19 protein-coding genes are annotated in these 24,114 nt (G+C 48.6%); all 19 read right to left on the reverse strand.

Annotated features, from left to right (window positions below; all coding sequences use genetic code 11):
• Positions 1-99 precede the first annotated feature (99 nt).
• A complete protein-coding gene (gene metK / locus GC101_RS10245; protein ID WP_171717164.1) occupies positions 100-1,302 on the reverse strand; it encodes a methionine adenosyltransferase in 1,203 nt (400 codons plus the stop codon).
• A gap of 203 nt (positions 1,303-1,505) precedes the next feature.
• Complete coding sequence (locus GC101_RS10250) at positions 1,506-1,778, reverse strand: alpha/beta-type small acid-soluble spore protein (RefSeq protein ID WP_171717165.1); 273 nt, start codon at positions 1,776-1,778, stop codon at positions 1,506-1,508.
• Positions 1,779-1,969: 191 nt separating this feature from the next.
• Positions 1,970-2,539: a hypothetical protein gene (locus tag GC101_RS10255; protein ID WP_171717166.1), complete on the reverse strand. Its 570-nt coding sequence runs from the start codon at positions 2,537-2,539 to the stop codon at positions 1,970-1,972.
• 85 nt (positions 2,540-2,624) lie between these two features.
• Positions 2,625-5,438, reverse strand: coding sequence for an autotransporter outer membrane beta-barrel domain-containing protein (locus tag GC101_RS10260; protein ID WP_171717167.1), 2,814 nt, complete (start codon positions 5,436-5,438; stop codon positions 2,625-2,627).
• A gap of 515 nt (positions 5,439-5,953) precedes the next feature.
• The gene (locus tag GC101_RS10265; RefSeq protein WP_171717168.1) at positions 5,954-6,295 is read right to left on the reverse strand and encodes a hypothetical protein; all 342 of its coding nucleotides are present in this window, start codon (positions 6,293-6,295) and stop codon (positions 5,954-5,956) included.
• 155 nt (positions 6,296-6,450) lie between these two features.
• Entirely contained in the window at positions 6,451-10,353 is a 3,903-nt protein-coding gene (locus tag GC101_RS10270; RefSeq protein WP_171717169.1) for an S-layer homology domain-containing protein, read from the reverse strand.
• Between the two features lie 161 nt (positions 10,354-10,514).
• A complete protein-coding gene (locus tag GC101_RS10275) occupies positions 10,515-11,642 on the reverse strand; it encodes a glycosyltransferase family 4 protein (protein WP_171717170.1) in 1,128 nt (375 codons plus the stop codon).
• Between the two features lie 113 nt (positions 11,643-11,755).
• On the reverse strand, positions 11,756-12,514 hold the full coding sequence (locus tag GC101_RS10280; protein WP_342420750.1) for a WecB/TagA/CpsF family glycosyltransferase: 759 nt from the start codon (positions 12,512-12,514) through the stop codon (positions 11,756-11,758).
• Between the two features lie 7 nt (positions 12,515-12,521).
• Entirely contained in the window at positions 12,522-13,697 is a 1,176-nt protein-coding gene (csaB, locus tag GC101_RS10285) for a polysaccharide pyruvyl transferase CsaB (protein WP_171717196.1), read from the reverse strand.
• Complete coding sequence (locus tag GC101_RS10290; RefSeq protein WP_171717171.1) at positions 13,670-15,709, reverse strand: DUF5693 family protein; 2,040 nt, start codon at positions 15,707-15,709, stop codon at positions 13,670-13,672. Before GC101_RS10290 ends, csaB begins: the two co-directional genes overlap by 28 nt.
• Before the next feature lie 147 nt (positions 15,710-15,856).
• Positions 15,857-17,575: a phospho-sugar mutase gene (locus GC101_RS10295; RefSeq protein ID WP_039303744.1), complete on the reverse strand. Its 1,719-nt coding sequence runs from the start codon at positions 17,573-17,575 to the stop codon at positions 15,857-15,859.
• Between the two features lie 47 nt (positions 17,576-17,622).
• A complete protein-coding gene (gene fabZ, locus GC101_RS10300) occupies positions 17,623-18,045 on the reverse strand; it encodes a 3-hydroxyacyl-ACP dehydratase FabZ (RefSeq protein ID WP_039303787.1) in 423 nt (140 codons plus the stop codon).
• 305 nt (positions 18,046-18,350) lie between these two features.
• Entirely contained in the window at positions 18,351-18,584 is a 234-nt protein-coding gene (locus GC101_RS10305) for a DNA-directed RNA polymerase subunit beta (protein WP_171717172.1), read from the reverse strand.
• Between the two features lie 9 nt (positions 18,585-18,593).
• Positions 18,594-19,415, reverse strand: a complete 822-nt coding sequence (locus GC101_RS10310; protein ID WP_042140242.1) for a flagellar hook-basal body protein — start codon at positions 19,413-19,415, stop codon at positions 18,594-18,596.
• A gap of 67 nt (positions 19,416-19,482) precedes the next feature.
• Positions 19,483-20,361, reverse strand: coding sequence for a flagellar hook-basal body protein (locus GC101_RS10315; RefSeq protein WP_039303734.1), 879 nt, complete (start codon positions 20,359-20,361; stop codon positions 19,483-19,485).
• 46 nt (positions 20,362-20,407) lie between these two features.
• Positions 20,408-21,406, reverse strand: coding sequence for a rod shape-determining protein (gene mreB / locus GC101_RS10320; RefSeq protein WP_042140244.1), 999 nt, complete (start codon positions 21,404-21,406; stop codon positions 20,408-20,410).
• A 128-nt stretch (positions 21,407-21,534) separates the two neighbouring features.
• On the reverse strand, positions 21,535-21,822 hold the full coding sequence (gene spoIIID, locus GC101_RS10325) for a sporulation transcriptional regulator SpoIIID (protein WP_019915029.1): 288 nt from the start codon (positions 21,820-21,822) through the stop codon (positions 21,535-21,537).
• 226 nt (positions 21,823-22,048) lie between these two features.
• A complete protein-coding gene (locus GC101_RS10330) occupies positions 22,049-22,789 on the reverse strand; it encodes a M23 family metallopeptidase (RefSeq protein ID WP_042140245.1) in 741 nt (246 codons plus the stop codon).
• Positions 22,790-22,850: 61 nt separating this feature from the next.
• The gene (spoIID, locus tag GC101_RS10335; protein ID WP_171717173.1) at positions 22,851-24,011 is read right to left on the reverse strand and encodes a stage II sporulation protein D; all 1,161 of its coding nucleotides are present in this window, start codon (positions 24,009-24,011) and stop codon (positions 22,851-22,853) included.
• Positions 24,012-24,114 lie beyond the last annotated feature (103 nt).

The raw sequence follows: 24,114 nt of genomic DNA on the forward strand, positions 1-24,114 counted from the left end.
TCATGAACAAAAATAACCCGCAAAGGCTGCTCCATTGGCCGGAGATTCGCCTTGCGGGTTTCTAATAAACATTTCTTTGTCTGAAATTATGACTCTATATTAAATCCCTGCCTGGGCTTTCAACATATCTGCTTTGTCGACACGTTCCCAAGGAAGGTCAATATCTGTACGGCCAAAATGTCCATACGCTGCGGTCTGTCTATAAATAGGCTTACGCAAATCCAGCATGGAGATGATGCCTGCCGGACGAAGATCGAAATTGCTGCTGATAAGATTCGCCAGCTTCTCTTCACTGATCTTGCCTGTTCCGTATGTATCTACATTGATCGAGACAGGATTAGCTACACCAATCGCATATGCCAGTTGAATTTCACATTTGTCAGCAAGGCCTGCAGCAACCAGATTCTTCGCTACATAACGTGCAGCATAAGCCGCAGAGCGGTCTACTTTGGTTGGATCCTTACCGGAGAATGCACCGCCGCCATGACGCGCATACCCGCCATATGTATCAACGATGATTTTGCGCCCGGTCAGACCGGCGTCACCCTGAGGACCACCAATCACAAAGCGGCCTGTCGGATTAATGAAATATTTAGTAGCTTCATCCAATAGCTCAGCCGGGACAACAGGCAGAATAACATGCTCTTTAATGTCCGCCTGAATTTGCTCAAGAGAAATTTCTTCCGCATGCTGCGTGGAAACAACGATCGTATCTACACGAACCGGTTTCTCATCCTGATATTCAATTGTTACCTGAGTCTTGCCATCCGGGCGCAGATACTCAAGAGTTCCATTCTTACGAACCTCCGCCAAGCGACGGGCAATCCGGTGCGACAAAGCAATCGGAAGCGGCATAAGTTCAGGAGTTTCATTAGTAGCAAAACCAAACATTAAACCTTGGTCACCCGCACCAATGTTAGCCGTTTCTTCAGCTACAAGGGCAGGATCCCGATTCTCCAGAGCTGCATTTACCCCTTGGGCGATGTCAGCCGACTGCTCATTTAATGAACTAAGCACTGCACAGGTATTAAAATCAAAACCATATTTTGCACGGGTATAGCCGATTTCCTTAATCGTATTACGTACAATTGCCGGGATATCCACATATTCTGACTTGGTGCTGATCTCCCCGATAACAAGCACGAGGCCTGTTGCTACGGCTACCTCGCAGGCTACCCGGGCATTTGGATCGTTAGCAAGAAATGCATCGAGTACCGCATCGGATATCTGGTCACAGATTTTATCCGGATGTCCCTCTGTTACAGACTCAGAAGTAAACAAATGACGACCTTTAATAGACATGTACAACTACCTCCCATATTGTTAGTCTGACACTGTATAAGGGGGCACCTTAGTAATTAACAGGCCAAATATATTAAGTAGAATAATAAAGACTGATAAGCCGGTTTATTCAAAAAATGAACCTTTTCCGCATGGAAAAGGTCTAAGGCTTTCCTCAAAAGTCATATTATCTTATTTACCGGTTGCTGTCAATTGAAGGCAGCTTATGTGAAAAGAGACTGCTCCGCCTGTTTGATCAACCTCTTTGTAATTTCCCCGCCTACAGATCCATTATCTCTGGAAGTAAGGTGTCCCAGATACGGAGTACCACCGGTTGCACCGGCCCCGCCCGTCATTCCCAGCTCAGAAGCAAATTCCGTATCCATGCCACCGCCATATGATTCTCCATATAATCCAAATTCAGAAGCGATCTCATATTGCATTTGTTTCAGCATTGCCCGGCTCTCTGGTACAACTGTACGATTAGTGCGTGCCATGTTACAGCACCTCCTGTGAATTTTTTAAGATTACAGGTAGTATTGTGTACGAATTCCAGAGGCCTCAGTCGGCTCAATGTTTGTCAGCTGTGGGAATGAGTTCCGGGTGTATGTTCAAGCATATTACAGGGCATTCTTAATATAAGAAGGAAAACATTCATTTAGTGCTTACCAATGCGATGTGCAAATGCTTATTTCAATGTGTATGAACCGCGGACCATAACAACAAGACCTAATGTCTGACCGTTCTGCACCGTGATTCCACGTCCATCCCTTGGGAAAGATAACAGGTGATTCGTTGGAGCAGCCGCACCGTTTGCCAGATCTACACCATCTGTCAGATCAGCGACACCGTTAGCATCCTGGGAATAAATAACCGCCTTACCTGCACGGACAATAAATTCTGCACCTGCACCGGCAATTAGAGTCTGTCCGGGTTTAACATCAACGATTTCGCTGGCATTCCCAGCAGTTCCAGTATTTCCGGTACCTTGAGTTGGCGCAGGTGTCGGAGCTGCAGTTGCGGCAGGCGCATTCGTTGCAGTTGCACTTGGAGCTTGCGTTGGTGTAGTAATGGTCCCACCTTGCAAAGCTTTTTGAATCTGTTGATCTACATAACTCTTGGTGACAACAGGATCATCTGCTGTGCCTGGCTGTGAACCTACACCGGCACCTTCAGCTGTAATATTAAGCATCGAACCTGCCCATAGGCCACCAGCTAACAGTACCGCAGACATCGAGACTTTCCAAACCGTTTTCAACTAAATTCCTCCTCCACTCGGGATAAATGGCTATAAAAAAAGAATAGCCTCCGAAGAGGCTATTCTTTGCTTCGGTAATCGGAGATTACTTAGCGGCTACGATTGTACCAGTAACAACAGGGTTGCTTCCTGGTGCCAAATCTTTAATGGTTGGAGCAACATCTTTTACAGTTACTGTGATTGTATTGATGTTGTTAGCATTCAAATCTTGAACAGTAGTATCCGTATTAGCTGTACCATCTGCCAATGTTGGGAATATTACATTTTTAGCGAATGTAAAGTAGAATTTACCTTTATCAGTTCCGCTCGCTTGAGGATTCAGTACACCAGCTTGTTTAGCAGTAACAACCTTATCATTAATCTTGAAGGTAAGATCTGCTACATCAAATGGTTGCACATCTTCAGAGAAGGAAACTACAAGAACAGTAGAATCACCAGAAGAAACAATAGCAGATGCAAGTGCAGGTTTCACTCTGTCTGTCAGAGTTGCTTTCTTCTCAGCAACCAAGATACCATTACCTGCTTTATCGGCAATACCGAAAGCTTGGAAAGTGTATTCTTTAGTTTCACTGATACTTGATCTTGGGATGTAAACATAAGCACTTGCAGCAGTTGGAGCAGCAGCATCGCCTACAACATCAGTCAAGATTACATAAGAATTAATTGGAAGAGCAGTATTGTTAAGAGTGTAGCTGTTCACATCACGCAGAGTAGCAACGTTCAGTCCACCAGCGTCTGTAGCTTTTACAACATAGTAAACGTCAGATGTTACTGTGCTGTCGTGAGCATCAACACTTACAACTACAGGTCTAGTAGTATCTCCAGTAGAAGTGGTTCCTGCAGTTACAGTAAGATTAGCACCTGCAAGAGCGTTAGTGGAGAAGGAATCATCAGTTACCAACCCTTGCGGCAAGCGTACTGTGTAAGATGCTCCTGGAAGAGAAACATTAGAATAAGTCAAAGTCTTCTTATCACTGGACAATACACCAGTTCTAGCGAGAGTAGCAGGGCTTACTGCTTGACCAGTAGCTTCATTGATGAAAACAATTTCTTTGGTGTTTGCAGTAGTAGCATCAGTGATTACTTCTTCAGAGAACTTCAGAACCAATCCTTTTGTGCTAGAGTAAGTCGCACTTGTTACAGTTGGAGCAACAGTGTCTTTAGTAAATGTAATTGCTTGGGAAGCAGCAGTTCCAAGGGTATTACCAAGTGTGTCACGTACAGATGCACCAAACACGATGGTTCCAGTGAAAGAACTGGATGTTGGGAATGTCGATTTGCTTAGTGGCGAGAACAATTTGATTGTGTCGCTATCTGATGAAGTAACTACAGAGAAGACACCTTTACTTTCACCGTTAGCATCCAGCAAACGAACATTACCCACCAGGGAATCTTTGTTTACTTTCTTATCAAATTTAACTTCAACATAACGATCGCCTACTGGAGTTACGCTCTTGATTACTGGAGCAGCAACATCAGAAACAACGGTTACTGATGTTTTGATTGGGTTAGGATTAGCAACGTTACCTGCAAAGTCAGTTACATTTGAAAGGGAAACATCATAAGTAGTACCACTGTTCAATGTGCCAGTAGTCAGTACAAATGTGTCGTAAGTGTCTTTTTGAACCGTTGCAGCTACGCCATTAACATAAGCAATGATCCCAGCCGGTTTAACTGGTTCGCTGAATTTAACATATACTTTGTTAGTTGTAGTTTTAGCTACAGCATTTACAGTAGTTACTGTAGGGGCCACAGTATCAGCTACGGTCAACAGAGTTGTGAAAGGTGCAACAGCTTCACCAGCAGAAGTCTTAACGGTGTCGTTAACAACTACTGTATATTGACCCTTCAAATATTCAAGATTTGGAACTGTAATCCAAGCTTCAGTTCCATCCGCAGCCCAAGAAACTTCAGCACCATTAGTAGTAACAGCTGGTGCACCACTTAGAGCAGTCACTTGAACTACATCTTTAATCAATTTGCCATCTTCAACAACTGTATCAGTATCAACAGCACGGTTGAATTTAACAACCAGTTGCTTAGCGTTTGGAGCTGTTACAGAAACAACCTTAGGCGCTTGCAGTGTTACTTTTGCAGTGTAGTCTTTTTCAAGGTGCTTGAAGTTAATTGTAGTTTCAACGCCTGCTACCAGAGCAGTTGTCAATTCAACATTTGCAGTTGTTTTGTCAGAGAATGTTACAACTACTTTGGTTGGGCTTACTGCTTCAGCAGAAGCTACAGTCAATGTAGGTTTTACGGACAATTGATCAACTGCATAAGCTGTTTCTACTACCAAAGAGCGAGTAGCGTTAGCTTTGAAGTTAGTTGTTTGAGCAACCAGACCAGCGTTGATAACTGCTTGAGCATAGCCCTTAGCCCATACAGAAGCGGAGTTATCAGTTGTTGTAGGTTGTTCCAGTTTCAAAGCGCGGAACAATACAGCCGCTACTTCTTCAACTGTTACTTTACCGTTGTAGTCGAAAAGACCTTTAACAGTATCTTTACCTTGCATCAAGTTAGCTGCAGTAACAGCTTCGATGTAAGGAACAGCCCAGTTAGTAGCTGTGTAGCCTTTGTCTTTGTAAGACAACTTGCCAGATACTTCAGTAAGACCGAACAATTTAGTAACGATCTTAGCGAATTCTGCACGAGTCAGATCTTTTTCAAGGTGAGCCTGACCATCTGGGTACCCATTGAGAATACCTTTAGCTGCCAGAGCGTCAAATGCCTGTTGTGGAGTTGCTTTTGCTGTTTCACCAAATGCTACAGAGGCAAACATCGAGAATGCCATTGCTGTAGATAATGCTACGGATAAAATTTTCTTCATAACCTTTTTTTCTCCTCCTTGGACGTTCATGAACTGAGATTTTTCTTTAGTTGGGTAGCTCATGTCACTCATTAGCCGATGCACCCCCTTTCCCGAGTTGAGCATATTAAGTATAAATAATGTCTGTGACGGGTATCACAGAAACTTGTAAACAGGTTCAAGGCAGACTAATACTAGATTCCTAATTCTACCTAAGTATTATACAATGTGCCTCTAGTCACGTAAAGCTAATTTTTCCATCCAGCCGTGCACCTTCATTCCTTGGTGGCCATTAGGTAATTGCCTTGTGTAAGTGACTCTACACCTTAAACGCAATAGTTTCGAAAAAGTTGCGCTTTGTTCAAAAAACTTTTTTTCTTTTTGTATCCCGGGCCCCGTTCCAATAGAAGAACCATATGTATGTTCTACTAACTATTGTTAATGTTGGGTGGCTACGGGAATCAGTATAGCATAGACGCTTTCCAAACGTCATTAAGCAATATTTGTTAAGTTAATAAACATAATCTGCCTTTTTCAAACTCTAAAACATCTTTACTCTGGCATAATAAAAAGCGCCGTTTCCGGCGCTCTTTTTTATGGCATATGAACTAGCGGATCTTCATTGATAGTTGAATCAATTCCTGACGCTTCTCAGGGCTGGCATTTACATTCTCATACATTGCATCGATCGCCCCACGGTTCTCGCGGTAGCTCTTCTCATGTTTGATCGTAGTGTGCGACCAATCAATCAAAGCATTCTCGGCAATAACGAGGTCATTATATGCATCATGGAACCCAGTAGACTGTACAAGCTCTTCCATCAGTTCCTGTGTAATCTCCTGTAGTGCACGTTTGGCGGCAATTTCCTTCTCCAGGATTTTGGCTCTATTCTCAAACATATTCTTTGCTTTCGTGTAATCCAGCTGTGCTTTTGATAAAATCGGTTTCATCGATGGCTTTCACCTTTCAGAAAATATTATTTTCTAAGTTATTGTAACGTAAATCGGTGCAGATTACAAAAGTTAATGTGTACAGTATGTAATTAAATTACAATAAAACAGGTCCGCGAACAGTTTTTCGCGGACCTGCTGTTCAAGTAGTCACATTAGTTGAAGGTTTTCGGGAAGATGCTGGTGCTCTTCTGCAGCAGTGCTACAGCAATTTTACCGGCTTCTGCTCTTGTAAGCTTGCCCTTTGGATTGAAATTATATACAGGCTTAGCTTGACCAGTAATCGTTGTTGCATTGCCCTCCATAATCTTCGCTTTTGATACGGCCTCAATGGCAGGCCTGGAATAGAAGTCCATACTGCCGGAGTCAACGAATGACTTCCCTAGGCTGGTTAACAATTTGGCATCGTTAGCAGACATTTTCAGCTTAAGGGCTCTGGCGATCATTACCGCTGCCTGCTCACGGGTCAGTGATTGGTCAGGTCCGAAGAATCCGTCACTAAGACCGGTAATAATTCCTGCTCTCGCTGCTGTCTCAATGCTTTTGAAGTTCCATGTTGTTGAAACAGCTTCTGGTACGATATCGAAAAATGTTTGTTTATTGGGATCATAACTCAGCGGAATGCTCAATCCTGTTACAAGCAAAGTAGCAAACTCCCCGCGGGTCGTTGTATCATCTGCTCCAAAAGCATCGGATCGGATGTTGGTCATGATGCCTTTAGAATACAGGCCATTCAGAATATTTCTCGCCCAAGGGTGATTGGTGATGTCCGTGAATCCTCTGCGCAGCTTCATTACGGTATAATAACCGAACTCATCAAAGGGTACCGTAACCGTGTGGTTTTTGGTATCCACCTCTCCGCCAATGTTCTCCCACTTCCCTGCATCGGTATATCGGAAAACAGTAACAGTCGTCCCGACCTCATCCACTATGCTGGAGTTAAAGCTTAGAGTTAGCTCACCGCGCTGTGACGGGACAATTTTGCGTGTGGAACTGTATTGCGTGAAATATCCTTCTATAGAATAAGGAGCAATTCCGTTCGTCGCTGGCAGATAGGACTGTGAGCCTTGGGTTCCCGACTCTCCTAGCCCGCCGTTCAGCCAATAAATATCCGATACTCTGGAGAAATTATTGGTAGTGGCTGTCGAGGTAAATCTCAGTACAAGCTCTTGGGGAATGACCAGCGGAAGCTTCCCGCCAAGAGTCCGGCTGTCCGAAGGACTGACATTGATGATATTCCCGTAATCGTTAGTCCGCTCTACGACACCGTCCACGGGATCTGCAATCCCAAACAGCAGTTTCGTATCCGGATAATATTTAGCGGCCCCTGTAGTTGTGTAACCCTTCATAATTGTCCCTTTCGGGAATGAAAGCTGCAGCGCTTTGTTAAATACAGTGTATTTCGTCGCTACCTTCTCTGCCATAAACTGAGTATCGATCTGTATAGCACTCGCATAATAAACAGAAATTGTATCGTTCAGGGTAGAATCTGCCCGGACGATTTGAATTTTGATCGTTGTTGCCTTATCCGGTTTCAAGCCTACAAAATCATACGTGAAGCGGTTCTCAAGATCTGTACGCTTCACAGCCTCATACTTATCAATCATAACCTTGGTTGCACCTTCAGCTTCAATATCGAAGCGGACAAAGTTCTTATTCACTACAATCTGATCCCCGACTGTTGCTACAGGGGACAAGACCCTGTAAGGAGATACCTCACGTACGACTTCGAGCCGCTGCGTTGTTCTTGCTCCGGTCTTGTTGATTAGCTCCATAGTGTATACGTGGCTTCCAGGAGCATCAAATTTGAAGTCCCGCAGACGCAGAATGAAATCCTTGCTGCTGCCGTAATAATCAAAATATATTCCGGTTGGATTAGACGGTACAGGGCCAAGCAGCTTATCCGTGGTACCCAGCATGTCCGCAGTACCTGTTGAGGTGAAAATCAGCTCTGAACCTCTGTAGAGGTTCATGGTAGTCGCTCCACCACCCCGGAGCACCAGATCATAGCTCTCTGCATTGGTAGTGTACTTTTCATCTTTATAGACGAATTCTGCAGGCAATGCGAGAATTTTATTGCGCTCAGTTTCATTGCTTAATGACTGAGTCGAGAAGGCAGTACGCCCGGTTCCTATCGCCGGATGAAACTGCGTCAAATTCGATACATTAGTATCAATAATATATATCTTCAGCTCTTTGGTGATGATCCGCTGATTCTGGCCGTTATCCTGGGATATCCCGGTGAATACAATCTTATTCTCTCCATAGACCAGCGGACCGGACTGGGTGATCCACAAATCGAAACTGAAGGTCTGTTTGTCTTTGTCTACACCTAAAGTAAATTTATTAACGCGTGTATTTCCAACACTGTCTTTGGTATCAGGGAGGAGATTACTGTCAATCCCGTTAATCTGAACCTGGGCACTCACGAAATTCTCGAACCCGATATATTCACCCGAAACCTTCATGCTAGTCTCAGCTGCAGAATTAAACTCATAAGTCTGCCCATCCTGCAAACTGCTTACATAGATATAGTTCTTGGATATATACGAAATATCTGCATTATAGTAGGAATTAGATGTCCCATAACGGAACTGTACCTTCTGTTGTCCGTTGGAGAAACCGGTAATTTTGTAAATGTACTCGTTAGTTCCCTGTCCAGTCATTCCGGTGATAGGTGGATCTGTCAAAGCCAGCGCTTTGTTGCTAAGCGGGAGATAATTGGCCGATAATTTGGCTGTGTCGACGCCAACATTGGTTTTTACCAGAATGTAGAAGTTATCCTTCTCCATCTGTTGTCCGTTCAGAGGCAGTTTGGAGATGTTTGAGATGCTGCCCGAACCTGTATATCCCGGAAGGTAATACATATCGGTAATTACAACTTCTCCCGGCAGATATCTATAGGAGTAGACCAACGAAGAGCTGTATGTGCCATAGTCTACGGCCAGTGTAAATTCGTTTAGGCCTGTGGCAAGTGTTAAGTCCGCCTGTGTTGTGAATTTAACCAATTTGTACGCAGGGGTCACACCGTCAGCGCCGGGAATGGTTAACTCCTGATCAACCGATGCAATATTTACCGGAATAGGAGTCGTGGTATTTTTGTTAATAGTAAGCTTTCCTGAGCTTGCAAATGTAGTGCTGCTATAAGGGACCAGAATTTGACCGGAAAAACCGGCCTTACTAGAAGTGCTGTCACTAAGTGTAGGAATGTTGTTCAAAATATTATAAGTTCCTGAACCATGCACTAAGTTTAAGGATGCGTAAGGCTGATCCGTATCAAAAAAGTATAAGGAGCGTTCAATATCAATGGAATCGGAAGCATTCTTAATAGCTATTTTAATATTCGTTAAGCCTGGCTTCAGTGTTAAGGAAGGGGAGAAGAACGTTCCGTCCTCAAGCAAGGTAGTTGTCAGTGCATTTCCGCCATTCACAGAAATTGTAACCTGCGTCGCATTCGTTGCCTTACCCTGCAGCGTAACTGTATCGACGGGAACGACTACTTGTGTCCCTTCATTTAGATTAAGTGCTGCAGGACCACCGAGCACTTGAAGTGCAGATAGATATGGAACTTTGTCGTAAAGGATATAAAAGGACTCCGAACGCGTCAGGTTACCCTGCATACCGGAGAAAGTAATTTTATTAAAGCCTGCATATAAAACAACACCGCTAGTAGTAAAGCGATTGCTTGGACTGTTGGCGTCGGGTGTAACCGTACCTGTAGTCAAACGGGTAGAGTCTGTAGTCCACTTTCCGTTTGTACTTTGAGTCAGTTGCTCAACAGTAACCTTCATTGTAGATGATGTTACCTGAGAATAGGTACCTGTAATAGACAGGTTTTGGTTCGTAGTCAGATACACACTGGATCGGCTGATTAGCCCTTCTGCACCTGCTGTTATTACATTCGGATCCAGAACAACGGTATCCCGCAACTTGAGCTCATCCGGACTGAAGTAAGTCGTGGTAGCTGCCGCCGCAAGGGGCGTATATTTGCCTGGAAACATAGAAACGATCAGTGCCGCCAGCAGCAGCCAAACGAATGGTCTCTTAAAGCGTAACATGTGTATATCTCTCCTTTGAGTTTATGTTCTGATAAGCCTCACTTTGTACTTTATCGGTTAGTAGAAGGTATATTTTTAGGGAATACAGCAAAAAACTCATCCCAAAAAGGATGAGTTTTGCTAACTTAAGGAAAAATCAATAAATGCGTGTCAATTATAGTCTAAGATTTAGAACTGCGCTCTGGATCCAGCTTCATGCGCATTCTTAGGATTAAGTCAATGACCGGGCGTTTGGTTTTGCTGATCACACCAGTGATCTCTGCACCAATCTGCAGGAAGAAGAGCATAACGCAGATTACCACGAACGTAACCCAGTTGGCTTCATACAGCGAAGCGGATGTCTGGATGACAGCCAGAATTCCGAAGAAGGCGGCGATGCCATAAATAATCAATACGGTCTGGCGGTGGCTGAAGCCAAGTTCACGCAGGCAGTGATGAAGATGGCCTTTGTCCGGTGCAAAGATTGGCTTCTTCTGCAGCTTGCGCCGTACGATGGCAAAGAATGTATCCGATAAAGGAACCCCGATAATCAGGAGTGGTGTGATAAACGATACCACCGCAATCTGCTTGAATCCGAGCAGCGCGAGCAGCGCCAGGCAGAAGCCCAGGAACAGCGAGCCTGTATCACCCATGAAGATTTTGGCGGGATGAAAGTTAAAGAACAGAAAACCGAGTATACTGCCCAGAAGCAGTAAGCACAGCAGAGCAACCATGGTATTGCCCATCAGGAAGGCCATTACAGCAATGGTGGCAATCGCGATACCGGATACACCGGCTGCAAGCCCGTCCAGTCCGTCGATCAGATTCACGGCATTCGTGACGCCGACAATCCAGAAGATTGTAAGAGGGATGGCAATCCAGCTCTCCAGTGAAGAATAGCTATTATGAAAAGGAATGTTTACGAAATCAACAGTAATTCCAAACCCGAAAACGACGATGCAGGCTGCGGCAATTTGGCCCAGCAGCTTCACCTTGGCTGATAGCTCGAACCGGTCATCGAGACCGCCGATCAGCACAATCAGACCACCGCCACAGAGCAGCGCTTTGATGAAGTTAGCCTCCTGCGGAGTGAAGTCATACGGAATAATCGGTAATACGGCAAGCAGGCCTAACACAAACGCCAGAAATATGCCGAGTCCGCCAAGGCGGGGCATGATCTTCGTATGCACTTTACGGGCATTAGGCACATCTGTCGCACCGATCTTAATAGCAAATTTCTTAACGAGCGGCGTCAAAAGCAGTGCAAGTCCCATGCACACAATAAATCCGGCGATGTATATGATTAACATTTGTTCAGTCGACCCCCATTTCTCTACCGCATTGAATTATACGCTGAACCAAAAACAAATTCCAATACCGTTTTTAGGCTGTTACACGGATTTTTTCAGTAAATATCCTCAAATTACTGGTCTTTTGTCACTTTATCTTTCTCTCGTACCACTTTTACTGCGAATTTCGGCAGCGCAAGCATTCTTTTGTAACGTGTAGGTTCCTTAATCAGCCGGTATAACCATTCTGCCCTCAATTTCTGGAAAGCTTTGGGGGCACGGCGGCTTTTGCCGGAGATTACATCGAAGCTCCCGCCGACGCCCATCATGACCGGAATCTGGAGCCGGGACTTATATTTAGCAATCCATGGCTCCTGGCTGTCTGCCCCTCTGGCAACGAAAAGCAGGTCAGGCTTAGTTTCGAGAATTCCGGCGATTATCTGCTCATCCTCATCCGGACCAAAGAACCCGTCATGATAACCTGCGATGACAATGCCGGGATATCCAGTTTGTAACCTAGAAGTCGTCTCGCGAATCACCTCGGGGGTTGAGCCCAGCAAATATACTCTCCAGTTGTAGCTTTCACCCTGGCGCAATAATTCATGTAAAAGATCAAAACCCGCTACACGCTCAGCGACTGGCTCTTTGCAGTAATCCGCTGCCCACACTACACCAGTCCCGTCGGGAACTACAAGCTCTGCTGATTTCATAATCTCCATATACGACGGATTCTCAAGGGCCGCCATGACCATGATCGGGTTAGCGGTAATGACCTGGTGGGGAACACGATTATGAACCGCCTCCGTCAAATAAGAAACCGTTGTCTTCATATCAACTTTGGATACTCGAATGCCGAAAATTGGCACTGTTGGTATCGCGCTATCTGCTTTCACTTGTCACTCATCCTTTACGGCGGAAATATTGGGCAACTTGCCGGGCCGGAGCCTCAGCTTCTTCAACCAGTGAAGCAATCAGCGGTTCACGCTCACGCTTCCATGCCTCTCCCGATTTCAGCAGCTCCAGAAGTCCCGCTGCAACCATATCACCTTCCAGCGCAGCTGTCGAACCTACCGGCCGGCAACCGATCCGTTCAAGGAAATGGTCGATCTTCGGATCATAGGAGACCCCCATCAGCGGAACCCGTCTTCCGGCAGCATAGATCAGGCTGTGGAGCCGCATGCCAATCAGCGCCTGACACTGTCCTACTTCACGCAGCATCTGCTGCGGATGGAGCGCATCCTCGCAAATACTGACGGTTCCCCCATGCTCCTCTACACCTTGTCCCAGCTTCTGCATGACATAACGTGAAGCCTCATTGTCCGCAGAATGATGAAAGGGCAGAAAACGTAAGTGAAGCGGCAGCTCTGCTGATACCTTCACCAGACCTTCAGCCAATGCATCCAGCTCTTTGCGCGACTGCTCCCAGAAACGTACGGAGATGCCCACGGTATAAAGCTCTGTCTGCAGATTAGAGATATCTGAATCATGGACATACGCATTGCCGCTACTCGGCTCATGCGTTTCTGTACGTATATCCTCCGGTAGCGTAAGGCCCATAACCGGGTCAGGGACGACATCTATCGTGCCCTTATCCAGACCCATAGACTGCAGCAGCAGGCGGGACTGCTCGTCCCGCACGGATACATAAGCACATTTACGGAAAATTGATTTGATCAGCGGATGAAACAGCTTGCGGTTCACCGGGCCTATCCCCTGGGCATAGATAAAGGTTGGCTTGCCCATCCACTGGGCCAGCTTAATGATGGCCAGATAGTACGGAATAGTCTTGCTGCTTGTTACATCCTGCAGCAGACTGCCCCCGCCGCTTATCAGCCCGGCACTCTCTGATATTGCCTTCCGGACTTCCCCCAGCTTCATCCGGTGCACGGATTCGACGCCGTAAGCAGCGGTTGTCCATTCCGGATCAATGGAGAGCACCACGGGCGTCAGCGTTATTCCAGCAGCCTCGGACTGCTTACGGAGTGCGTTCAGAATGGACTGCAGAACCGCCTCGTCTCCGCTGTTGCGGAATCCGTAATAACCCGAGATTATAATTTTTTGAGCAGCGGCGACCATCGTTTCCAACACCCTTCCGCGATCTGCCATACCCCTATAGCGATAATGCCGATGATAAGACCGAGTCCCAGACCCAGAAGTCCGCGGACCAGCGAGATCAGAACCGGCGAATGAATATGGGCAAAGGTATCTACCATGGACAACTGGCCGATAACCGCAATAATCATAATAAAAGCAGCATTCCGGTATTTATAGGCCATGAAAGCGCCAAGGATAAAGAGCGGATGTGCCAGCAGGAACTCTTTGTTACGCGGTCTTACTCCGACAGTATTCTCCAGGAAGGTGCGGAACGACATCTCGAGCGAGCTTACACTGCCGCTGTTGCCTGTACGGCTTAAATAGTACATCCCCAGAATACCCAGTACACCGGCTGCAATTACCATTGCAAGCGTGATCGGCGTCCGCAGCAGCTTGCCGGTCTTGTTGAAGGCAAACTCCCCACGGTACAAAAGCACATACAGCGCAGTCAGTCCAATCGGTGCTAAATGAAGCAGACTTACGCCGCGGAACTGATTGAGCACCAGGGCATAGGTGACATTATTCAAGAGCGCAATTACAAAGGGTACTGCACTAAACGAGATGAGCGCTGTTTTGACGTAAAGAACCAGACTATGTGTCAGCCTGCGGCGCGGGCCCATCACAGCAAAAGTCAAGGCATTGGGACGCAATGGCGGTCCCATTTCATTGATCTTGCGGATAGCCAGCACCATAGCCACGGTAGGCGCACTTATAGCCACTGCAAGAGCGAGTGCCTGTTCAAATAACGCCGGCTTCAGAACCATAAGTCCTGCACTTCCCAGCAGCCCCAGCACCCAAGCAGGCAGCGTAAGCCAAGGAACAAAGTAGGAAACCAGGAGGGCAACCATGGCTACAGCCCCGATTACAGCAATTAATTTGAAATAACGCTGGAAAGAGGAATCCACCACATCAAACGCAGTAGCTTGTCCCATTTCAAAACCGTTAGCTTCAATTTTTGCAACCGCACCATCAGGACCGCTTAGGCTGGTAACCAGATTGTCGAGCGTATCGGTAACCTGTGCCTTGGATGTATCCCGTGACGGAATCGTATTAAGATAGATCATCCGGATATTACGGTCTTTCGTAGCAAGTGCAAAGCGGTCGGCAATCACTTCTGTCGACAGGCCGGAATCAGCCTCACTGAGCGAGTACAGCCGCGTCACGTTATAGTCCAGCAGATAGGCCAGTTTGGAGAAGCCTTTTTGCTGTACCTTAATATTCTCAATGGCTGCAATCCCCATCCCGCGTTCTTTCAGCAGATCAGCGAATGCAGTGATACTGGCCAGATCGGCATCATCGGAGTAGCCTTTAACAGACTCGCCTTCGAAAAGCAGACGTTTGACGCCAAGCTCCGCGTAACGGTCCAGCAGACTCTTAACGGCTTCCTGATTATACGCCAGCGAATCTACAAGGCGCGGCACAATATTGAAGCCTTTCTCATGCAGCATCTCCAGTGTAGACGGATCCGGCTGCAGCGGCTTGAGCGTTGCATTCTCCAGGGGAGTTTTGATAATCAGGCCCTGTTGTCCGCGGTAGGTCCAATCTTCTGTTGCAATATCCAAGCCGGCAAATGCCTCCCGGATGATCGGTGAGAGCGTTCCACTGTTCTTCGCACTGGTGAAGAGGACATATGTATAGTTCTCATTCTCAGGAATTACAGTATCGGTCAGATTAGCGATATCAGCCGCTCCCCACAGCATCAGGCGGCGGGCCTTGCGGAAATCCTCCAATGTGCTTTCGTATATTGCCATACTCTGAACACCGGCAGACTTCAGCCGGTCGAGCTGCTCGGAGATATAATCCTGCGGATTCCCCCGGTAGCTGGCTACTTCGACCAGATCGCGGTAATCAAAGACAAATTCAACCGTTTTGGAAGACTTCTCCGTCTGAAGACGGTCATACACAACCGGGAGAGCAGCAAGCAGGCCAATCACCACGATAATCCACAACCATTTGCGCGAAGCTATATTCCAGCGTTGCCATTTCTGTTGCACCAAAAGTACCTCCTCTTTCACTTTAAAGCTAAGTGCCATTCCGTCATAATAAGCTCAAACACTCTTGCAGTGGTCAAATTTAAGCGGAAACGGATGTCCCTATACCAGGAGCAGCTCCGTTTCCGCAGGCATGTTCTATATTTAGTATTATTTCCCGTCTACACGGGCCATAACCTGATTAGTCAATTCAGCCACTTTGTCTTTGGCATTCTGAAGCGATTCGCCAACGACGGCAAAATAAACCTTGATCTTCGGCTCGGTGCCGGAAGGACGCAGGCAGAACCATGAGCCGTCAGAGAGCAGATATTTCAGCACATTCTCCTTAGGCAGACCGTTCAAGCCGAGTGAATAGTCGAGCACCTCTGTAACTGAGGCTCCGGCAATTTCATGCGGCGGGCTGGTGCGCCAGTCATTCATGATTCCCTGAATCTGTGCTACACCGTCTTTACCTTTAAGGGTGCGCGATTCGAGGCTTTCGAGGAAGTAGCCGAATTGTGCATACAGCTCCTGAAGCACATCGTACAGCGTCTTACCCTGGGCTTTGTAATAAGCCCCCGCTTCAGCGATCAGCATCGCAGCCAGGACAGCATCCTTGTCACGGGCGTAGTTGCCGGCCAGGTAACCATAGCTCTCTTCATATCCGAAAAGATAAGTGTATTCGCCGGACTGCTCGAATTGGTTCATCTTCTCGCCGATATATTTGAATCCTGTCAGCGTGTTGAACACAGTAGCGCCATAATGGCTGGCTACAGCCGCTCCCATCTCACTGGTCACAATAGTTTTAACTACTGCACCATTACTTGGCAGCTTACCCTGCTCTTGCAGGCGGCTCAAATAATAATGAATCATGAGGGCGCCCGACTGATTACCGGACAAGACCACAAACTTGCCTTCATTGTCCCGCACAACCGCGCCCATACGGTCTGCATCGGGGTCTGTACCAATTAACAGATCAGCATTCAGTTCCTCACCCAGCTTCATAGCCAAGGTGAAGGCTTCACGTTCTTCCGGGTTCGGCGATTTCACCGTGGAGAATTCTGAATCCGGCTGTTCCTGCTCGGGCACCACATGTACCTGGGTGAAACCGATCTTCTCAAGTACACGGCGGACCGGAAGATTGCCTGTCCCATGCAGCGGTGTGTAGACAATCGAGAAATCACGGCCTAGCGTAGAAGCAATCTCTTCACGGCCGACACTGACTGCGGCTACTGTATCCGTAAACGCTTCATCCTCAGCTTCACCCAGCCAGTGCAGCAAGCCTGCACTCTCTGCGGCTTCACGGGAAATACGCTTTACGCCGTTAAAGGAGTCCACTTCCAAAATATTAGCAATTACCTTCTCCGCTTCGTCAGGCACCAGCTGTCCGCCCTCTGCGTTATACACTTTGTACCCGTTGTACTCAGGCGGATTATGACTTGCAGTAATTACAATGCCTCCTGAGGCCTTCAGATGGCGGACTGCAAAGGACAGCTGCGGTGTGGACCGCAAGGAAGGGAACAGATGCGTCTCAATTCCGTTGCCGGCCAGCACAAGTGCAGCTTCCAGCGTGAATTCCGGCGAAAAGCGGCGGGAATCGTGGGCAATGACCACGGAAGGACGTCCTTCTCCTGTATGCTGTCCCAGAATATAATTAGCGAAGCCCTGCGTCGCTCTGCCTACGGTATATCGGTTAATCCGGTTGCTGCCAGCGCCGATCACTCCGCGCAAACCGCCTGTCCCGAATTCAAGGTCTCTATAGAAACGTTCTTCCAGTTCCTTCGGCTCATCCGCAAGAGCCTTCAGCTCTGCCTTGGTGCTCTCGTCAACGGAAGGGTCCTGCAGCCAGCGTGTTAAGGTTTCTGCGGCCTTTGGGCTTAATCCAGTCATGTGAATCTCTCCTTCTCCATCTATAATTTATAATTTTATAACAGGAACTAGCTGAGTGCGAACATAATTTCCCCGGAAGCTACAATCTTGCCTTCCACTTTAGCGGTAGCTTGGCCTTTGCCGATGCTGCCTTTGAGCCGGGTAATCTCCACCTCAAGCACAAGGGTATCGCCAGGTACGACCTGGCCGCGGAAACGGAAGCCGTCGAGGCCGGCCAGGAAGCCGATTTTACCACGGTTTGCTTCCAGCCCCAGAATAGCTACTGCGCCCACCTGAGCCAGCGCTTCCGTGATTAGCACACCCGGCATTACCGGATATCCCGGAAAATGTCCGGTGAAAAATGGTTCATTCACCGTCACATTTTTGATGCCGACAGCCCGTTTGCCCATTTCTATTTCAGTGATTTTGTCCACCAGCAGAAATGGGGGCCGGTGGGGGATGATTTCTTGAATTTGATTGATATCCAGCATGATCAGCAAAGCTCCCTTCGGATGTAACCGCGTCTATAAAACCTCCGCCTACAGCAGCGCTTTTGTTTTATTCTTCACCGCCCTGCATAAATATGGGCAGCTTCGGCAAAAACTATAACTATCCTTCACCACCTGCAGCAGTGGAGGTTGAGATAAGGGGCTTTCTCCACCGCACGCGGCAGCATGGCGGAGAGGGCCCTTTTTGGCGCTCTTAGGGCACGCCATCATTATACATTTTTCAGTATAAAAAAGAAAACTCCCCTGTACAACAAGGGAGCTTCCGAAATCCTGTATTCAGGAATTATTTATGGTGCAAACACCAAATCATATACATGCTTCCAGGTGCTCCACAGAAGCACATCGCTAAATTCTTTTTTGCCGAGAATCACGTAACCGACGACCAGGCCGCCTCCAAGCGCGGCAACAAACAGCAAGGGAATCAGGAACCACTGGATAATGGTCCATGCCGAAATCCCGCGCCGCCTTACCGGCTGCTGCTGTTGTTCTTCTTCCGGTTTGTTGACCTTCTCACGACTCATTCCGTCACCTCACGCGCGCATGTTATTAGCCAGGCCCAGCATCTGGTCACTGGAGGACAACGCCCGGGCAGCAAGCTGATAGGTGCGCTGAATCTGCATCATCTCGGTCATTTCCTTACTTAGATCCACGTTGGATGACTCCAGATATCCGGTACGTACGCCCACATCCTTCGCTTCACCTGCGGCTCTTTGCACAAACGCCTGCTGTGCAGTCACACCATCGGCAAGCGTATAGAAGTTGCCGTCCACTGCTTGCAGAGCATTCTTGCTCAGCGGCTCTACAATCATAAGTGTGCCCGCTATAATAGCAGGATCATTCTCACCGGTCTTAGTAAGTACCCGGCCGCTCTCGTCAATAGCAGCACTCACATTGGCTGGCACTGTGAGCGGATTCCCGTCTGTGTTCAGCACAGGGTTACCGGTATTATCTACAAGCATCATATTGTCAGGATTCGCGGTATCCGGGATGAAATGGAAATCACCTTGACGGGTATACGCAGTAGCTCCGTTGACCTGAACACCGAACAATCCATTGCCCTGAAGCGCCAAATCCGTTGGATTCCCCGTTTCCTGAAGAGTTCCCTCTTCCCAGTTGCTTGTAACCGAAGGCACACGGACCCCAAAGCCGATATTGAAGCCCAGAGGCATACTGCGGCCAGGCTGGTCATAGTCCTTGGATTGCTGCTGCACACGTGTGAGCACGTCCTCGAAAGAGCCTTCTTTGCTCTTATAGCCGTTTGTGTTCATATTGGCAATGTTATCCGCTATGATATCCAGCCGCTGCTGCAGGCTGGACATGGACACAGCGGCACCGATTGTCGAGTTGTTCACAGATCTAACCTCCCAAAAGCTTAATAACTAAGAAGAAACCGGTTCACTTCATCAGTGCACAAGCAGTCTATACTCTGCCGACATCATTAACAGCCTTCTGCAGGCTGCTGTCATAAAACTGGATTACCTTCTGATTCGCTTCATAGGCCCGGTAGGCGGCGTTCATATCCACCGTTACCTGAGTGGCATCCACATTAGAGTTCTCCAGATACCCCTGGCGTACCTGCAAATTATCGGTTGCATTAGAGTAACGGATTTCAGCGGCCTCCGCATCATCGGCATGAAAAACGCCGTTCCCGTCACGTACCAGCTCCTGCGGTCTTGTAATTACACTGATCCCGATCCGGGTTCCTGAAGGCAGTCCGGTCGCATTGTTAATCAAGTTACCCTGCCCGTCCACTTTAAGGCTATCCTCAGGGCCTGTCAATCTCAGCGGATTACCGTTACTGTCCAATACGCTGAATCCCCCGGAGCTAAGCACCTCTCCAGTAGGTCCTACCGTAAAGCTTCCGTTACGTGTATATAAATTGTTACCTTCATTATCCTGTACTGTAAAGAAGGCCTGCGGACGGTAAGTTACCTCGCCGTCAGGACTAATGTATTTGCCTGAGCCGTCAAAAGCAAGATAAGCGCCCGCATTATCCGGGTCCTCTACCTGCAAATCGGTGGACAGCGCGAAATCTGCGTTTTTGCCGCTTTCGATAAGGTCACCCTGCAAATACTGGGAAACAGACTGTTCGGCAAAAACCCCTGTGTTAAGCCGGCCGACAGGCTTCGTAACGCCACCGCTCATCGCCGAGATCAGCACATCGGGAAATGCATGACTGACGCTGTCGACCTGCTTGTACCCCGTAGTATTCAAATTGGCAATGTTCTGTGTCGCTGTATCATGTCTGCGCTGCTGCGTTACCATTCCTGCAGCCGCCGTATATAATCCTCTTAGCATGAGGTCAGTCCCTTCCTGAATCTGCTGTTAACTTATTATCGGCAGACTAGAACTTTTTCTTAACAACCTTGTCCAAATGGTCAAGCATAATTCCCGTCCCCTTAACAACACAGTGCATCGGATCTTCGGCAACCCAGACCGGAACATGCAGCTGTTCAGAGAGCAGCTCGTCCAATCCGTTAAGGAGTGCACCACCGCCGGTCAACACGACTCCGCGGTCAATAATATCTGCCGACAGCTCCGGCGGTGTACGCTCCAGCACCGACTTGGCCGCAGCCACAATAGCGGAAACCGGATCCCACAGCGCTTCCTTCACCTCACCGGATGTAATGGTCAGTGTCTGGGGAAGTCCGCTTACCATGTCACGTCCGCGTATATCCAGCTCAGCCTTCATGCCGCCCGGGCGGACGGACCCGATAGTAACCTTGATATCCTCAGCTGTACGTTCACCGATCAGGAGTTTATATTTCTGTTTGATATATCTTAAAATGGCCTCGTCGAACTTGTCCCCTGCGACCTTAATCGAAGAGGCGGTAACAACGTCACCCATGGACAATACGGCTACATCGGTTGTTCCCCCGCCAATATCGACGACCATATTTCCGCTTGGCTGATAAATATCCATCCCTGCTCCGATTGCCGCAGCTTTGGGTTCTTCTTCCATGAAAACTTCCTTGGCTCCGCTGCGTTCCGCTGCTTCACGGATTGACTTCTGTTCGACGGACGTAATATTCGTAGGCGCGCAAATCAAAATACGGGGCCTTGAATACCAGGTCCGGCCCCCGACGCGGTCGATAAAATATTTCAGCATCATTTCTGTAATCGCAAAATCGGCAATGACTCCATCACGGAGCGGACGAATTGTAGTTATGTTTCCAGGTGTGCGCCCAACCATCCGGCGTGCCTGTTCACCAACCGCAAGGACTCTCTTCGTATCACTTTCAAGTGTGACCACGGAAGGTTCATCCAGAACGACTCCCCTTCCCTTGACATGAATGAGCACATTGGCCGTGCCGAGATCGATTCCGATATCCTTGCTAAGCATAATGAAAGAGCCCCCAAAGTGTTATTTTAAATGAGAATAGTTAGATAGTACCAAATTTAAAAATACCATACTTTAGGGGGTGTACACAATGTAGTAAAGCTGAATTATTACTTAAAATTCCGAAAATCTTATGGCTTTGATGCTACGGCTACCTCACGCTTTTTGCCTGTCGTTTTCTTATATTTGATTTTTGTGGCTTCTCCCCCCCGAAGATGACGGATTGATTTGTGATATTCGAGAATGTGCTTCACCTGATCGGCCAGATCCGGATTGATTTCCGGCAGCCGTTCGGTTAAATCTTTATGCACCGTGCTTTTTGAAACGCCAAATTCCTTGGCTATGGTCCGGACCGTGTGCCTGGTTTCCACGATGCAGCGTCCGATTTTGATCGTACGTTCCTTGATGTAATCGTGCACGCTCCCGCCTCCCAACTGTGGATAGTTTGGTACATTATATGAGGGGCGGGCCTATATATTCGCGCTTTCAAGACATGACAAGCTCCGGAAGGCCCATTTTATTTCTCGGACAACCTATTTATGTGCCGTTTGCAGTTCCATTCTCTAGATAGAACCTGCCCCGCCGTCCATTTCGGGTAGAAAAATAAAAAAACAGGAGGCTTTCGCCCCCTGCGGAAATTTCGGCTCAGCGCTGTGGAAGCAGATCCGAAGGATTCACAATCTTGCCGTCCTCGTGCACTTCAAAGTGCACATGGTTGCCGAGACCTTTCTCCAATTCGTTCTGTCCCGCTGTTGCCAGCGTATCGCCCTGCTTCACTTCATCGCCCTGCTTGACTTTGGTATCGCTGAGACTCTGGTAAACTGTCTTCAGATCACCCGGAGATGTAACCTCGATCACTTTACCGAGTACTGCCACATCTTCGACCCTGGTGACTTCACCGCTGAGAGCTGCCTTAACGTCAAACGTCTTGTTGTCCTCGCGGGCAATATCGATCCCGGTGTTGGTAATAAAGGTGTTATTGTACTGCACCATCGCCGCCACATGATTTTCTTCTGTGCCGTTTTCATCATAGTACGGTTTGACCACTTCGACTTCACTTGGGCTCGCTACCGGCCAAGCCAGGCTTTCTGCTGAAGCTACGACTTCCAGGGCTTCCGGATCACCGGTCAGGGCTCCGGTTTCATTCCCGGCAACACCTTCCTGTGAAACGACCGCGGCGGTGTCCGGATTCAGCGGCTTCTGGCCGGCATCCTGATAGACCCACACCAAGGTTAGTATAATTGCCGCTGCTGCCGTGTAGACTGCCGGGAATACCCACCGTTTGGATAACAGTCTGGTCCATGAAGAAGGCTTAGCGCCTGAATCTCCCTGCTTGTTTTTGAGAGATTCATCATGGTTTGGTTTGTTTTTGTCTTGTTCATTCATATGGTTATCACCTCAGTAACCAGTGTTACCGGGCGCTTCGCTTTTATACGTATCTTGCAAGTTATTTTTTCAGAAGAGTTGAGATTCCCGTAAAAGAGACCCCGCTGTAATAGTGTTTGAGAATCTGCGTGGCTGTACTTCCCTGCTTCGCCATACCGTTCGCCCCCCATTGGCTCATGCCGACGCCATGGCCGTTTCCATATGTTGTGATCAGCACCTTCCCGTCCTTCCGCTTCCAGGTGAACTGGCTCGAACGAAGGCCTAGCTTCTCTCTTACCTCCCGGCCTGTGAACACAGTGCCTCCGATAGAGATCTTCTTGATCCGGTGTCCTGCAGTCAGCGAGATCACTTCTGCGGGCAGTCCGGCCGAAGATGAAGAGACTTGCAAGGCCTTGCCTGAGGCAGCCAGATTCGCCGCAGCGGGAAGCTCCCTGGCAGTAAGCCCGAGCTTGCTGCGGAGCTCCGAATTGCTGAAGGTATAGGTGACCGCGAGGTTCGGGGTAATCTCCCGCTCCCAGGGGCTGGCTACACTGCGCAAATAGGGAACCTCAGCATTCCAGTAATCCTCGGAGTTCTCCGTATACCCTCCGCTGGAGGCAAAAAAGGAGGCCGTAATCGGCTGCCCTTTATAGGTCATGATGATCCCGCGCGTCTCCAGGACCGCGCGGCGGAGCTTCGCCAGTCCGGCGCGCTTGCTGCCGGACGCAAAGTCCCGTTCCAGCACGGCCTGCGAGATGTAAGCCTGATGGCTTACCGTATCGCTCACATCCGCTTCAGGAACGGGCACCCCGCTGTGGTCGCCGGCCAGCAGGCGGCGGGCAATGAATGTGCGGGCGGCAACGGCCTGGGCCTTGAGCGCTTCGAGCTCAAAGTCCGCCGGCATCTCCGCCGCCAGCACGCCGCTGACGTATTCCTCCAGCGGCAGGGTCTCGATTTGTCCGCTCTGCGACAAATAGACGGAGACCTCCGGCTGCGGCGCTTCCGCAGCAGCCGTTCCCGGCGGTGCCGGCGCGGCCGTGGCCTGCGGCACGGCCGGAGGTGCTGGCTGTTGTCCGCCTCCGCGCAGCGGGACAACAGCCAGCGGCAGCAGCAGCGCCGCCAGCAGCGGCGCTGCGAGCCAGGCGGCGGGGGCCAGCCGCCTGATCCGGGGCGCCCCGCGCCGCGCACGCGCTACGCGGCGCGGGCGCTTCAGGATGCGCCGCAGCAATCTTAACTCTTTCATCTCTATGGCTCCTTCCATAAGCACCGGTGATTCTTATAGATATGAATTTCCGGCACCTGCTAGAACGTGATTCTGAGAGAAAGAGAGTTGCCCGGGAGCGCAG

Origin of the sequence: Paenibacillus phytohabitans (assembly GCF_013141775.1) — a bacterium.
Lineage (GTDB): Bacteria > Bacillota > Bacilli > Paenibacillales > Paenibacillaceae > Paenibacillus_AQ > Paenibacillus_AQ phytohabitans.